A 15150-nucleotide genomic window follows, 5' to 3' on the forward strand; every position below is an offset into this window, starting at 1 on the left:
AGTGCTAGAATCGCAGTAGATATGTTTCCACGATCGAACATACTCAAATGACATACTTACTATCCTCTCGAGCCAACTAGTATGTGTAAACATCTCAACTTCTTAATTTAAAATTAAGTGTAGAAGATAAGGGCGCTCAACTTCCCATTATGTTTAATTACTATACATAAAATCCTGTAGGAAGTTGAAAATTTGCCTATTTAGAATAAAATTAATTTAAGCTAATAAACAAAATGATATTAATAATAAATTGTGAGGTAAAATATGATTTGTCCGATTTGTGGAAAAGAAATGACTAAAGGCGGTATAATCCTTAGCGGGATAAAACTAGATGGGGAATTTACATGGTATTCACAAAATGAGTTTGATAAAAAAGGGCTAAAAGACTGGCACAGAAGTAATAGAAAAAACATAGATGCTAAGAGAAGCTTAATGGGTGAAGAAAAGTTTAATGATGCGTATTTCTGTGAATCCTGCAATAAAATTGTAGGTATATTTACTATTAATATATAGTATTGCAATAATTTAAAATTCTGCTGTCCAAATATGACAAGTAAATTCGACTGCTCCTTTGAAAGTGAATGGTGTAAAGTTCTAATTATAGCTAAGGCCTAGCATAAAAGGTATTATCAAACTTCCCATTATGTTTGTGATGGATAAATACCAAATTTAAAAGCAATGAATTTAGAAAACAAGGAGATAAATGATATGAAATATCATAATAATAATACAGTTGCATCAGATCCAGTAAATATTACATTATCTCATAAAAAGCTTAAAATGTTACAGCCAGATTTATATGGTGTAATAGGACTTTTTAGGAGAAAAGTTAGAGCAATAATTGAAGAGCATATTTTTTACGGTGATAGTCAGCCTGCTATTGTGCTTTCTATACAACCATTGTTAATTGCTGCTTATTCTGATGAGTTAGATTGTATTGCAATGCTTAATTATCCTCAAGAATATGTGAAAGAATTCAACATAGAAGAAAAGATGAGATTGTTAACAATAAATACATATGGGGAATGCCACCTTATCAGAGGGACTTGATTATTGGAAAGAATGCTTTGGGTAATTGGTATGGATTTTATCCTATTATTGCAGAATTTGTATCGGAAGATATTGATAAAATACAAAAGAGAAAACAATCAATTAATGAAGAAACTTGGAGATATATATACGGTTTAGGATTAGAATACAAAAGTATTAAAAAGAATGTTTGGCGTGATGGAAGGCCTGTGTTCTCTGCAGACTCAGCAATTTGAAAATATTTAATTTGCGTAGATACCAACTTCCCATTATGTTTATGACAGTAGAGCATTTCTAGTAATTAAAGAAACATAAGATTATTAGCAGAATCAGATGATATATGTAAAAACGTGGGAACTTTTTCCTGCGGCGTTAGTCTAAATAATCGAAAGAGGTGACGAAAACATGAAAAGAATCATAACAGGAAGCATAATTATCATAATGATGTTCTGCGCAGGGACGGCAGCAGCATATGCGGATACAGATAAAAGCTGTTCCGTAAAACTGAACGGAACAAAGCTCAACGCTGCAGGCTACGACTCAGAGGGAACAATTTATTTGCCATTGAGAGCCATCGGAGAATCGCTGGGTTATCAGATTAGTTGGTCCGCTGCGGATCATACCGTGCATATGACGAAGGGAACCGAAAAGAAATCCCTCAATCTGGACACCTATATGATCTCAGAAGGAGATCATGACTACTATGGAGATTTCAAAAAATATGATGGAAGAGTTTACCTTAGCGGCGACTTTTTCAGCGACAGTCTCGGATTAAAGGTTACGGAGGACAGCACAGGCAAGCTGATCACAGTATCCAATGGAGGAGCGAAAAACAACATCATCATTGAAACCGTGAAAGACATTTCCAAAGGCGAGAAAATTGATATCACGCTCTATTACCCAAAGCTCAGTGGCCTTGCAAACCAGAAGGTACAGGATACGCTCAATGAGTTATTTAAAAAGGAAGCAAATGATGCAAAGCAGATGGGACTTGCGGGACTGGCAGATTTCCCGACAGGCTATGATACTCATTACCAGACCTACTTCGATTATCGGGTCAAATACAACAGCAATAACATGCTGAGCGTCGTATTCACCAATTATCAATTCACTGGTGGCGCCCACGGCAGCACATTGCAGACTTCCTATACGTTTGATCTTGCAACCGGCAAGGAATTTGCGATGAAGGATATTTTTAATACGGGATCGGATTATGGCGCCGTATTCAATAAGCAGATCAAATCGGATATCAAAGCGAGAGATCTCTATGAATTGACAACATTCTCGGCCATTGCTACGGACCAGGCATATTATCTTGACAGCACCGGCGTGACGGTCTATTTCCAGCAGTACGAGTATTTCCCATATGCAGCGGGAATTCAGACTTTCTGCATCAACTATCCGGACCTGGCAGATCTGCTGAAGCCCGAACTGAAGCTTACCGGCGGCACCAGCAATCAGACCGCGACGGTTTTGGTTGAAGGAAAGGACAACACATTAAAGGTTGGTGATTCCTGCAGCGTAACGCTGAAAGGAAACCCAACGACGGGATATTCCTGGCAGTATGACATCGCGGATGACAGCATCATCAGCCTGACGAACGAATCCTCGACTCCGGACTCTGCGCTCATCGGTGCAGGCAGCACCTTCAACTGGTCCTTCAAGGCCTTAAAGCCCGGAAAAACGACGATCTCCTTCAAGTACTACAGACCGTGGGAAGGAACTGCAAACTTCCTTCAGAACGTCGAATATACCATTATCGTCAAGTAACACTTCACATTGAAAAACCATAAACCCAAAGCGGACGCCTCTCTGAGGCGTTTCGCTTGTTCCTAATCATAAGATTGAAGCGCAGGAATGGGGAATAGCTTATAGTGCGGCTGTAACTTCAAAAGGAATGGGAAAGTGGATATTAAAGATAATGATGAATTACGAAATTTTGTAAAAAGGATAAGGTTAGAATTACAAAAAAATAATGAAATTAATCTAGCAAATGATCTTAAAAATTGGAATAATGAGAGTTTTACTAGTTCATCAGAATTTCTAGGGGAGTTAATGCTGTTATTAGAAAAAGTAAAGTTATCTATGCAAATATCAGATGTGAAAAAAAAAGAAATCATTGAATGTATACTAATTATTAGGAAAGCACTCACAGTATAAGATTCTATTTGTAAATTAATTGATCCGAAAGAATATAAGTTTGCTTTTATGTCTAAGAAAGCCATGAGTTCAACTGAACATCATGGCTAACGGATGGGAAGAATATATTTTGACTTCTTGATGAATTAAAGGATTGGGGCATTTATTTTGCAGTGCAGAAAGAGGAATGAATTTAAAACTTTCCATTCTATTAATGGTGGAAGGATAACATTATTTATATTATTGAAGGTGTGACAATGAAAAAAGATATAGGATTTGAAATTTGTTATTGGAATTTAAGTTATAGAAGAAAATTTATTAGAACCTTATGGATAACTCCATTTGCCATCTCTGTGAGTTTGTTGGTTTGGCATGTTTATCATTCCAAAATATTAACTGTTGGATACTTAATAATAATAACTGTAATTGGAGTCATTCAAGCGATATATGTATATAGAAAATGGAAGAATGAATTGCCGGAGAGAGCTAATTGTTGAGTAAAGAGTTTTTACTGATGAAAAATGAAGAATTCCAAGACAAAAGTAACTCCCCATTATGTTTATACTAAGTGCTAAAATATATATGACAAAAATAAAAGGCTGAAATTAAATGAAAAATCAACAATGTGTTAAATGCAATCATCATTTTTCTTATAAAGAAAGATTCTATGCCAGCTGGGTAAATAACTATATCACTTGTAAAGATTGTGGAGCCAAGTACAAAATCTTATTACCCCGTACAATGTTAGTATTTGTAATATTAATGTTTTTCTTGCTATTTCAATATTTCATTTGTAAATATTATGATATTCCATTTATAGTATTTTTCATTTTGTATTCACTGGTAGTATTATTGGTATATCCAATCTTCCTTCGCTACAGTTCTAAAAATATTGAACAGTACCAAAACAAGAATTAAAATTGTTCATTTGATGGGAAGTTTGTTCATTCACTATGATTTCAGAAAAAAGCAATATAGGGTGTGGATTAATGGAACTACATGAAAATGCTGAAAAGATGCTAAAAAGCAAGATACAGCATGCGCAATACCTAATGCTAAATTACTTTTGATCGAAGGAATGGGACATGATATGCCTAAGGGAACATAAAAATACATAGTTGAAGCTGTTGTTAGTCAGGTGAACGATACGGCTCAATTCAGGTTATGGGAAAGATATAATCCGAGACTAAATTTCCCATTATGTTTAAACTATATTTTAGTAGGCATTTTATATTAACACTACATAGTTGAATTAGAAAGGACCAAAATGTATAATAACTCAAAAGAAATGACGCAATATTTTAGAAGTGCCGTTGCAGCTCAGGCTAATAGGGGCATTGATTTTAAAACGGATAATTATTACATACTTGATCCCAAAGAAGTATTAAAAGGAAAAATTAATCCTATAATCTGTAAGAATTTATTTGTTGAAGCAAATAAGAATACTAATGAGAGTAAGAAAAATTCTATTGTCAACGTAATTATATGTGCTAAAACGATAAAAACAATTTTTGAGGCAAACGAGAAAGTGCAAGAGGAAATTGAGGAGCTTACTGGAGTGTACTATATACCTGCAATGCTTAATGATGAAGGTTTACTCTTATTCAATGAAGGAGATAAAAAGCTCCCTTGGTTTCCAAGGGAGTATTTATGGCCAATGGTTGAATCCAAACTAGCTATTGGAGATTCCAGTGTGGTTGACAATTCTATGAGCGACCACGTGGACCAAATTGAGAAAATAAAGTCTTGGATGGATTACGCTGATTTCTTTATGAAGTTTTATGAGTCTGTAACAGAATCAGAATTTGGAGAGAATTCGATTCGTAATTTAGATTCAAAAGAATCAGTATTTGAGTTAGAAAAAAATATGTATATCTTTATAGATAATACTGTTAACGCTACTTTTCATATCTTAAATTTGTATAATCACTTGCAGCAAGATGAACAAGAAAAATCTCTATATAATAATTTTATATCTACCGAAGAAACAAAAGTACATAAACTAATAGAAAATGAATGTTCAAAAATGCAAATTCATTGTGGGCAAATGAGTGGAGAACATTCTTTATCACCGTCCCAAAGAGAAGCAGTTAATCATTTCAATTGCATGGGTGATGGTGAAATTTTGGCTGTTAATGGACCTCCAGGTACAGGAAAAACTACTTTGTTACAAACAATAGTTGCTGATATGTATGTTAAAAGAGCAATTAAAAAGGAGAAAGCTCCACTCATTGTGGCTTCATCAACAAACAATCAAGCTGTAACAAATATTATTACTTCCTTCGGAAACATAAAAAAAATGGGGATATCAAACGTGGAAGAAAGATGGATTGAGGGAGTAGATAATTTTGCAGCCTATTTTCCATCAACATCAAAGATAAAAGAGGCAAATTCTAAAGGGTATCAATATACCAGCCAAAAAGGAGAATTCTTTGTTTCTGATATTGAAGATAAAAAGAATATTGATAAATCAATGGCAAAAATTCTACGCAATTGTAATGAATATTTTCAAGGTGAGTATAAAGATGTTATAGCTTGCCAAGCCAAACTACATGATGAGTTATTGTATATGGAAAAGAGTAAAAAAACATTGCTTTCTCTAGCACAGGAAATTTCCCAATATGATTTGAATGGTGAAAAAATTGATATGTATCTAGAAAGTTTGGCTTTACAGATTGAAGAAACTCAAAAATCAATTGATAGAATCTGTAAGAGAATAAGTGAGTGGGAAAAATGCTATAAAAGAATACCTCTCCTTTATAGATTATTGAAATTTATAAATAGCTTTTCTAGAAAAATACAAACAGAATTCAGACTCTTCATAAATAATCAAGAGCAAAGCTTTTTAAATGAATATATGGGCTTTGATGAAATCAGAGAAGAATATAGCCACTTGTATAATAAGTATAATAATATGCTTGTTGAACTTAGAAATAAAAAAACAGCAATTGAAAAAATAAAAGGACAGTATGATGAAGAATTAAAACACTTAAAGCAGCATAATATCGAGTTACATGGAGAAAAGGATGAAAAGTATAATCTTGAACTAGATTATATTAACAATTTGATTGATAAGAAACACAGGTACATAGAATTCTGGTTAGCGGTACATTATTTTGAGTGCAGATGGGTTAGTGGAGAAGACGAATTATCTGAAAAGCAAAAAGGTAAGAATTTCAAAAATGTTTTAGAAAAGTTCTATAATAGACTTGGAATGATTACGCCATGCTTGGTTATGACATTTTTCATGTTACCCAAACAATTCCTCGCTTTTGGAGATCAAAGAAACTTTTTCTTATATAACTATATTGATTTGCTTATTGTGGATGAAGCGGGACAAGTATCTCCTGAAATCGCTGCTGGAGCATTTTCTCTTGCTAAAAAAGCTATTGTTGTTGGAGATGTTTATCAAATAGAACCCGTATGGAGTGTGAATCGCGCACTTGACAAGGCATTGGCTTTGTCAAATGGTGCAATCAGTACTTTAGGTGAATTTGAACTACTTGAGCAAGTTGGATTAAATACTTCCTGTTCAAGCGTAATGAAAGTTGCTGCAAAATGCTGTAAGTATGAAAAGTTCAGTGAAAAAGGACTGCTTCTAAGGGAACATCGACGCTGCTATGATGAAATCATTGACTATTGTAATGAGCTGGTATATAAAGGTAATCTTCAACCAATGCGAGGGGAAGGTAAAAATGATGAAAAAATTGCAATTAAAAAATGGCCGCAGATGGGTTTTAAGCAAATAGAGACAGAATATTCTATTAGAAAAGGTAGCAGTAGAATAAATCGTATAGAGGCAGAACAAATAGTACAATGGTTGAGAAACAATTTTGATACTATTGAAAAGGCTTATCCTACAGAGGAAAAGGAAAATTTAGTTGGAATTATAACACCATTTAAGGCACAAGTAAAATGCATTGAATTGGAACTAAAAAAACAAATGCCAACAAATTATTCAAAAATAAGTGTTGGGACTGTACATACCTTTCAAGGTGCTGAACGGAAACTAATCATATTATCCACAGTGTATGGAAAACAAGAGGGCTGCTTTTTTATCGACGCAAATAAGAGTTTAATGAATGTAGCAGTATCTCGTGCTAAGGACAATTTCTTTGTCTTTGGTGATATAAATTGCCTGAAGGATACAGAAAACAGTGCTAGTGGATTATTAAAAAAATGTATTTACAAATATAGTATACAAGATACCACAGCATAGGTGATGAAAAGTGGTTTGATGATATAAAAAAGTAGAAGGCTGGTTGGCGGTTGAAGTAACACAACAAATTGTGTCATACCATTTGTAGCTACCAAAATTCAGGATTTTATGCGTAGGGTATTCAGTTTACATAAGCAGCTATCAGAAAGAACCTTAATTCTCATTAAGTTATAAAATTCAAAGGGGTAATTATATGAAAGAAGAAAAAGATAATACCGATTATATTGAAGATCTTGAAGAATGGCAAGATAATCAGTATAACCCAGGGCACTATTTAGGTGGTAAAATACCGGGAAATATACTTCATTGCGGAAGACCTAAAATGATCGGAATGACTCTTATAGGAATTGGTTTCATGACACTGTTCCCTTTTGTTTTAGGTATTATTAATGTCTTTCAGAGTGATGAGTCTCTTTTGCCTGTAGAATATATACTTGAATTTATTCATATAGCTGCCTTTGGAGCATTCAGTTTGGTGATGATTATAAACGGCATTAGAAAAATAATAGGGGGAACAAAAAAGATACCCAATTAATATCAATGATATACAGTTATGCTCTGTCTAAAGGATATGAAAATGTAAATTATATTAGTGAAAAAGAATTAATTGAAGGAACCTGTAGATTGTCATAATCTGAAATCAGCTTACAAAATTAGCTTCTCATTATGTTTAGAAAGCCACTTCTTTCAAATGTGAACTTGTTTTTGAACGCAAATTATTAATAATTAAAAGAGAAGAAATGTGGTGAAATGTTGAAAAAGATTATTACTGTAATAGCTCTGATAGCACTATCAATTCTCCTAGGTATATTAAGTCTTACTGTGTTGCCATGGGCCACTTTATTCATTGGACTTCAATTAGCACCTGCACCTCCAACACCTAAAATAACGCATGGAGAATTTCCGTTTCATTTAGTATATGAAATAGATGGAAAACAATATACTATTGATGATACAATTATTTGTGATTATGTTGGAACTGGTAATGACGAGGCACATGGGAAATACATAAAATGGGATGAACTCTTAGCCGCTGGAAATAAGATTACCAGTTTTAATTATAATACTGACGATAATCAATATGGAATTGAATTATTTGACGGTTTTATTAAAGGTCAAGGCGGTACATCAATTGTTTGTGATATTGGTAATCCCCAATATTACTTAGGATATAAGAAGTATATAGACTATAGCCCTGGACGTGTAAGCATATCCAGCCCTCTTGCTACCGGTGTAATTAGTGAAGATGAATTATGGGAAAAATACAGCATCAAAATTATTGAAGAAAAATTTTCTGACCCAATGATTGGTAATGAAATCTCAACGGAATCTGATTATGAAGATGTTGCTAGATTTGCAGCAAAAGGAATTATAGTTGATTCAGAGAAATCTTCATATTCGCCAAACACCCAACAAATTGTTTTTACATGGAAAAACACTACAACCAAACAATTAATATGTGAACAAAGTTTTTATATTCAAAAAAGAGTTGGTAACAAATGGAAAGATGTATACAGAGAAAAAGCAGTTGGCTTTTCACAGGAAGAAATAAATTTAGATCCTCATACTGAGCTTAAACGCATATACGATATCAACATTTATACTGAAAACATTCCTCTTGGTAATTATAGAGTGGTTACCCCAGTACTTGTTCCTATAAATGAAAAAACGTTCGATAGTAAAGTTATATGTGGAGAATTTGAAATAAAATAGTATATAAATGGAAGTAACGGATAGTTTTTAATTTATAAGGTGGAAGTCAGAAACTAAACAACTGCCCATTATGTTTATATTTTGGGATTAGGCATTAGATAATAATATTTAATAAATTAGGGGGCGAGAAAATATGGGCGCGGTATTCTTTATGATGATTATGGCAGTTTTGTTAAATCAAAGCTTAATTTAATTAAAAACTATTATGCGGATATATCCAATTACGAGACAAAAAAACTCTCCTGCAAATATAGTGTTCATACGAGAAAAGAGGGCAACAGCAAGCGTGGACATGACATGTCTATCTAGTATTAATTGATGGTCAAGTGTATGTAGAACAAGGTTTGAGCGGCAAATATATAACTGGTTATTCGCTGTCTGATGAAATGAATCAATATATTGTAACTACTGTTTTTTTTAATTGATTTTATCTTTTCTCTTGAATGACATCCGAACTTGGTTGTCTATTTCTCCGAACTAGCTTCTCATTATGTTTAGAACGGTTGTTAATATGTTCGATGCATATAAAGAAGGTTTTCATTGTACTAACCATGTCAGATTTGACTGACGGGCAGATCATTATGGAAATGAAGCGTTGCTATGATTTTCTAAAATCTGAGTTTTTCTCAGGCAATGCCGTACAATTCGTAAGTCATTTATTGAAAATTTGGAGAAGGCAATGCTAAAGACAAATGCAGGAGGACAGTAGCATTTTTGATGGTTTGAGGGAAAAGGAATATGGGTATTGCAAAAACGAAGAACTTGCAACTCTGGGTGTCCTTGCCATGCTTCCAGTAGATATTGATTCATTAATAAATGATGTTATACAAGTTGACAATTATCTTTCTACTATATCATTAATTGTAGAGCAACAAGCGTAGTTCGAGCTAAAATTCAAAAGGAGATTTTTATTATGGGATTAATGGAATTGATTGGTGAACTGATAAATCCAGGGGAAATAGGTACGGTCGAGAAAGTTAAAAGGGAAAAAAAGGTACGTCTACATATTTTAATTCTAAAGACTATTGTATCAATAGCAATTCTTGCAGTGATTTATTTTCTAAGCTTTGGAATTTCTTTTCACATGAAAGAAGCTTTATCATTCGTAGCTGCAATAACAGTATATAGTGTTGTCGGTTATTTTATTTTACCAAAACCAGATTATTCAAATGTTGGCTGGTTTGGGGGAATCTTTGATAATCCATTTAGAATCTCTGACGATATAAATAGAATGCTGGTTTTTGTTATGATAATATTAATGCCTGGTAGGTTGATTTCTACTACTATGTTATCGTGGATAGATTATTCAAAAAAAGGGGACTTACTATGAATATGATTTATCAAGACAATATTCCACTTAGTGGAACAACAAAGGTATTGGAACAATTAAAAAATATATAGAAAAATCAGTTCACATACATGATGAACTTGATTTGGGTTTATTCTCCTTAGTTGAAGAAAATTCCTTTTGATAATATTAAATAAAATATTGATTTGATACAAAAATCTGTAATTATAACCTATGTATGAAAAGCCAATTCTGTGAAGAGTTACGCGTAATGCTAAACCATGGTAGGTTAGAAAATGTGCGTTGCGCATTATGCTTAATTTATTATACATAAAACCCAGTAGGAAGTTGAAAACTTAATATTTGCTTATTAAAAAAATTATATGAAAATTAAAAATCTGCCTATTTAACATAAGATTTTTAAGCAAATAAATATATTTGAAATAAATTGTGAGGTAAAATATGATTTGTCCGATTTGTGGAAAAGAAATGACTAAAGGCGGTATAGTTCTTAGAGGAAAGCGAATATTTGGGGAATTTACATGGTATCCACAAGATGCGTTCGATAAAAAAGGGCTAAAAGCTTGGGACAGAAGTAACGGAAAAGTCATAGTTGATGTGGATATGAGCTTAATGGGTGAAAAAAAGTTTGATAATGCCTATTTCTGTGAATCCTGCAGTAAAATCGTAGGTATATTTACTACTAATATATAATATAGAGATTATCTAAAAAATTTTTTATGACTCTGCAGGATTCCCATTATGTTTAAAAGTCATTATAGATAAAATGAAAAACAAATTATTAATATTGGAGAAGATTAAATTATGAAATATAATGTTATGTTTTCCCATGCTACGCATGATGACATTGAAGATTTAATAGAAATTCAAAATAAGGCATTTTATGATGATTACATCAAGTACGGAGAATGCCCTGGGTATGGGCGTACATATGAAAGTATGAAACTCTCTGTTGAAAATTGTGCTGTATACAAAATAATGGTTGATGAGATTATTGTAGGGGATATTATAGTGCGAGATAATCACGATGGTACATATTTTCTAGGAGGACTCTGTGTGATACCTGCATATGAAAATAACGGCATTGGACAGGCAGCAATGAGCTTTCTTGACAGGCAGTTTAAAGGCGCACATCATTGGTCACTGGAAACTCCAGCTGATAAACAACGGAATCATTATTTTTATAAAAAATGCGGATTTCATATTACAAAGGAATATAAGGTTAGTACGGTTAATATTGTATTATTCGAAAAGAGTGTAACCGTTTAAAATTATGAGCAAATACTAAAGGCATAATCAGCAGTTTAAAGGGATTTCTGAACTTCCCATTATGTTTAATTGGATATCTAACAAAGACAATCACTATATTTCTAGATGGAGGACTCTTTCAAATGTACGAGTTAATTCAAGTTGGCAAAAACAGTTATTATGTTCAAAGCCCTGCAAAGATCGGTATTGTTAAACTCAACGAAACAGATGTATGTCTGATTGACAGTGGAAGTGACAAGGATGCAGGACGAAAGGTCAGGTAGACACTAGAAGCTAACAACTGGCGACTTATTGCAATATATAATACGCATTCCAATGCTGATCATATCGGTGGCAATAAATATTTGCAAAATCAAACTGGATGCAAAATTTATGCTCCGGGTATTGATTGTGACTTTACAAATCATCCGTTGCTGGAACCGTCTTTTTTGTACGGTGGATTTCCGCCAAAGGACTTGCGGCACAAGTTCCTGATGGCTCAGGAAAGCAATGCGGAATATCTTACGGAGAATGTGCTTCCAGAGGGTATAAGTGTTCTACATCTTCCTGGCCATTTTTTTGATATGGTGGGCTTCAGGGATGCGGATAATGTCGTTTATCTGGCAGACTGTTTGTCAAGTGAAGAAACGCTGCAAAAATACCAAATAGGATTTATTTACGATATTGCAGCATATCTTGAGACACTACAAATGGTAAAAACATTAAACGCAGCGATTTTCGTTCCTGCCCATGCAGAAGCAACAGAGAATATTGCTCCACTCGCTCAAATTAACATTGATAAAGTTCATGATATAGCGAATAAGATACTGGAAATATGCCAAGAACCGATTCAGTTTGAAAAGGTCTTACAGATACTTTTTAACGAATATAATCTTACAATGAATTTCGAACAATATGTATTAGTTGGCAGCACCGTGCGTTCTTATCTTTCATGGTTAAGAGATACCGAACGAATAGAAGTGCTTTTTAAAGCTGGACAATTACTTTGGAAAACCATTCAATAGGCCTGACTATTTATAAGATGCAAATAATTAAACAAAAATAATAATATTGAGAGGACTATATTAAAGATGAATATGGAAGATACTTATGCACTATTAGATTCATATCATATTGTCTATGAGCCGTATGAACATGATGCAGCATATACCATTGAAGATTTAGATGAAATGAATATTCCACATAAAGAATGGATTGTCAAGAATCTGTTTTTGCGGGACGATAAAAAAAGAAATTACTATCTTGTTACCATCCCAGGTTATAAAACAATCGACCTAAAAAAGCTCAGTGAAAAAATCCCAAGCCGTAAACTGAGTTTTGCCAATGAAGATTCCCTTTTTGAACTGTTGGCATTGAAAAAGGGACATGTAACACCTTTTGGGATATTAAATAATACACAGAAAAATGTCATTGTAGTATTCGATAAGGTCTTACAAGGACAGAAGATTGGTATTCATCCCATGGAAAATACTGCAACTGTATTTCTTGATTTTGAAAATGTTGTAAAGCTGATTGAGGAGTACGGAAATCCTGTTGTTATGTGCGATATTGATTAGCATTGATAAACTGTGCAGGCCAGCAATTATCCATGTTTGAACCTAAGACGATTTAAACTTCGCATTATGTTTATGTTGGGTAAGCTAGAAATGGAATACTGAGAAGTTAGTAAGGAAGATAAATTTGGGGAGAATGGACATGCAGTTTGAAACAAAGAGACTTATTCTCAGAGAATATACAATGGATGATTTTGATGAGCTATATGAAATCTTATCTGACGAGGTAACTATGGAGCACTATCCAAAGCCTTTTGATAAGGAGAAAGTAAGAGATTGGATTAAATGGAATATTGAAAATTATGAGATATTTGGATTTGGTCTTTGGGCAGTTGTGCTTAAAGAGACTGGCGAGATGATTGGTGATTGTGGTATCACAATGCAGATGATAGGAAGTAAAATCAAGCCTGAAATCGGATACCACATCCATAAGAAATACTGGAATATGGGATTGGGTAGTGAGGCAGCAGGAAAGTGTAGAGACTATATTTTTGAGAATACGCCTTTCAATATTATATATTCGTGTATGAAGTATTCCAATGTTGCTTCCTACTCTGTAGCAATTAAAAATGGAATGCAGAAGGTTGATGAATTTGAAGATGATATAAATACAATTACCAGGGTATATGCTATTTCTCGCAATGAGTGGCTGCAGTTAACAAAATAGTTCACAGGCTGACGATATTTCATAAAAATGAATGGCAAATGCAAATCTATTGTGTAATAAACTAATAGTATATTATACAGTTTCACATAATAATTGGGGGAATCATGGAAAGATTAATAAATTTTAAGTTGTCGACAGCTTTCAGTTTTCTATATGGGATATTAATTATTCTATTTTCATTTAATCGATGCACTGGTCTGGTAATTACGATATTATCAATTTGTTTATTTCCATATTTATTAGTTAATTTTAAGTATTTAATGAGTGATAAATACGAAATGCATATTACAAATTTATTGATAATAATTTTGATTATAGCTCAGTTAGCCGATAATTTTATTTCTATAATTCAACTTTTTATTCCCAGCTTAATTACATATACAATGGCGACGATAAAATCCCTATTGGTTATAATAAAGGGTGCTATGTTTTTCTTAATTAGCTTTCAGTTGATTAAGAAAAATTTAAATATAAAGTTAAAGCTACTTAAGATAAATTTCATCCTGCTTGGTATTTTTTATATAATATTAGGGAGTATTACTCAATTGTCTGTACTTTCATTTTTAGTGCAACGAGGAATAACTACAAATATTCTATTCATAGTATATATCTTTTCATATTTATTATATATCGTACTATTATTTTTATTTGGTATTCTCTTTAGAAATAGTAGCCTTTTGGAGTAAAATGGAAAATGATAAAATAGATAATAAATGATTATTCTCTTGGGGCTAACCCAATGGAAGTCCTGAAATTCGTTATGGGCACAATCAGATTATTTATATAATAAAACAGAATGATAAGTTTGAATTTGGAGGTTAATCATGAAAAAATGGTATAATGAGGAGTACGAATGGGAAATCGAGGTAACAGGGTTTCTTCGTGGCGATCATACAGAACACTATTGTAGAAACGGTGAAGAAATAGGAGATAAGTATACCTGCACCTATGGCTGTCCTGTAAATAAAGATGGACAGGGTATTTGCTCCAAAGTAATGCTGATTATGTTTCCAATCATGGAGGCGGTCAGAAGTGGTGGAGATTTAGAGAACATCGGCGGAAATGACAAATATAGCAAGGATATTGTATGTCCAGATGGCTGTGTTATGTTTAGGATGACGGCAAGAAAACTTGGAAATGAGAATTTTTATAAGGGCAAGTTTTATAAGTAAACTGGGGCCTTCTCACCTAACTCAAACTTCGCAGTTTGTTTATGTAAGACATTCAGATTATTTATATATAAGGGCAGGGT

19 protein-coding genes and 1 pseudogene are annotated in these 15150 nt (G+C 33.3%); all 20 read left to right on the top strand.

Translation table 11 applies throughout. The features are described from left to right. Positions 1-264 precede the first annotated feature (264 nt). The 20 genes and pseudogenes from Ami3637_RS14870 (at position 265) to Ami3637_RS14955 (ending at position 15070) form a co-directional block, all read left to right on the top strand. Positions 265-513 (top strand): PF20097 family protein, encoded by a 249-nt coding sequence (locus tag Ami3637_RS14870; RefSeq protein WP_162363248.1) that lies wholly within the window; start codon positions 265-267, stop codon positions 511-513. A gap of 165 nt (positions 514-678) precedes the next feature. Then, positions 679-1050 carry a hypothetical protein gene (locus Ami3637_RS17670; RefSeq protein ID WP_243158033.1) on the top strand — a complete coding sequence of 124 codons (372 nt, stop codon included), beginning with the start codon at positions 679-681 and terminating at the stop codon, positions 1048-1050. Further along, a complete protein-coding gene (locus Ami3637_RS17675; RefSeq protein WP_243158034.1) occupies positions 1026-1265 on the top strand; it encodes a hypothetical protein in 240 nt (79 codons plus the stop codon). Before Ami3637_RS17670 ends, Ami3637_RS17675 begins: the two co-directional genes overlap by 25 nt. Positions 1266-1434: 169 nt before the next feature. After that, positions 1435-2799 carry a protease inhibitor I42 family protein gene (locus Ami3637_RS14880; RefSeq protein ID WP_162363249.1) on the top strand — a complete coding sequence of 455 codons (1365 nt, stop codon included), beginning with the start codon at positions 1435-1437 and terminating at the stop codon, positions 2797-2799. Positions 2800-2934: 135 nt separating this feature from the next. After that, on the top strand, positions 2935-3189 hold the full coding sequence (locus tag Ami3637_RS14885; RefSeq protein WP_162363250.1) for a hypothetical protein: 255 nt from the start codon (positions 2935-2937) through the stop codon (positions 3187-3189). A 236-nt stretch (positions 3190-3425) separates the two neighbouring features. Further along, positions 3426-3665: a hypothetical protein gene (locus Ami3637_RS14890; protein WP_162363251.1), complete on the top strand. Its 240-nt coding sequence runs from the start codon at positions 3426-3428 to the stop codon at positions 3663-3665. A 112-nt stretch (positions 3666-3777) separates the two neighbouring features. Then, positions 3778-4086, top strand: coding sequence for a TIGR04104 family putative zinc finger protein (locus tag Ami3637_RS19185; RefSeq protein WP_162363252.1), 309 nt, complete (start codon positions 3778-3780; stop codon positions 4084-4086). Positions 4087-4435: 349 nt separating this feature from the next. Next, positions 4436-7387, top strand: a complete 2952-nt coding sequence (locus Ami3637_RS14900) for an AAA domain-containing protein (RefSeq protein ID WP_162363253.1) — start codon at positions 4436-4438, stop codon at positions 7385-7387. A 193-nt stretch (positions 7388-7580) separates the two neighbouring features. After that, positions 7581-7922 (top strand): hypothetical protein, encoded by a 342-nt coding sequence (locus Ami3637_RS14905; protein ID WP_162363254.1) that lies wholly within the window; start codon positions 7581-7583, stop codon positions 7920-7922. A gap of 215 nt (positions 7923-8137) precedes the next feature. After that, a complete protein-coding gene (locus Ami3637_RS14910) occupies positions 8138-9100 on the top strand; it encodes an immunoglobulin-like domain-containing protein (RefSeq protein WP_162363255.1) in 963 nt (320 codons plus the stop codon). A 518-nt stretch (positions 9101-9618) separates the two neighbouring features. Continuing rightward, entirely contained in the window at positions 9619-9786 is a 168-nt protein-coding gene (locus Ami3637_RS19265; RefSeq protein ID WP_456298125.1) for a DUF4003 family protein, read from the top strand. Positions 9787-9792: 6 nt separating this feature from the next. Continuing rightward, positions 9793-9981 (top strand): hypothetical protein, encoded by a 189-nt coding sequence (locus Ami3637_RS14920; protein WP_162363257.1) that lies wholly within the window; start codon positions 9793-9795, stop codon positions 9979-9981. 32 nt (positions 9982-10013) lie between these two features. Next, positions 10014-10430 (top strand): hypothetical protein, encoded by a 417-nt coding sequence (locus tag Ami3637_RS14925; RefSeq protein WP_162363258.1) that lies wholly within the window; start codon positions 10014-10016, stop codon positions 10428-10430. Positions 10431-10850: 420 nt separating this feature from the next. Then, positions 10851-11102: a PF20097 family protein gene (locus Ami3637_RS14930; RefSeq protein ID WP_162363259.1), complete on the top strand. Its 252-nt coding sequence runs from the start codon at positions 10851-10853 to the stop codon at positions 11100-11102. Between the two features lie 111 nt (positions 11103-11213). Next, the gene (locus tag Ami3637_RS14935; RefSeq protein ID WP_162363260.1) at positions 11214-11678 is read left to right on the top strand and encodes a GNAT family N-acetyltransferase; all 465 of its coding nucleotides are present in this window, start codon (positions 11214-11216) and stop codon (positions 11676-11678) included. A 122-nt stretch (positions 11679-11800) separates the two neighbouring features. Continuing rightward, the gene (locus tag Ami3637_RS18790) at positions 11801-11941 is read left to right on the top strand and encodes a hypothetical protein (RefSeq protein ID WP_330586684.1); all 141 of its coding nucleotides are present in this window, start codon (positions 11801-11803) and stop codon (positions 11939-11941) included. 21 nt (positions 11942-11962) lie between these two features. Next, positions 11963-12682 (top strand): annotated as a pseudogene (locus Ami3637_RS14940) (MBL fold metallo-hydrolase); the annotation flags it as partial. A 66-nt stretch (positions 12683-12748) separates the two neighbouring features. Continuing rightward, a complete protein-coding gene (locus tag Ami3637_RS14945; protein ID WP_162363261.1) occupies positions 12749-13234 on the top strand; it encodes a prolyl-tRNA synthetase associated domain-containing protein in 486 nt (161 codons plus the stop codon). A 139-nt stretch (positions 13235-13373) separates the two neighbouring features. Further along, positions 13374-13898 (top strand): GNAT family N-acetyltransferase, encoded by a 525-nt coding sequence (locus tag Ami3637_RS14950; RefSeq protein ID WP_162363262.1) that lies wholly within the window; start codon positions 13374-13376, stop codon positions 13896-13898. 824 nt (positions 13899-14722) lie between these two features. Next, a complete protein-coding gene (locus Ami3637_RS14955) occupies positions 14723-15070 on the top strand; it encodes a TIGR04076 family protein (RefSeq protein WP_162363263.1) in 348 nt (115 codons plus the stop codon). Positions 15071-15150: the final 80 nt, after the last annotated feature.

Source organism: Aminipila terrae (assembly GCF_010120715.1).
Taxonomy (GTDB): Bacteria; Bacillota; Clostridia; order Peptostreptococcales; family Anaerovoracaceae; genus Aminipila; species Aminipila terrae.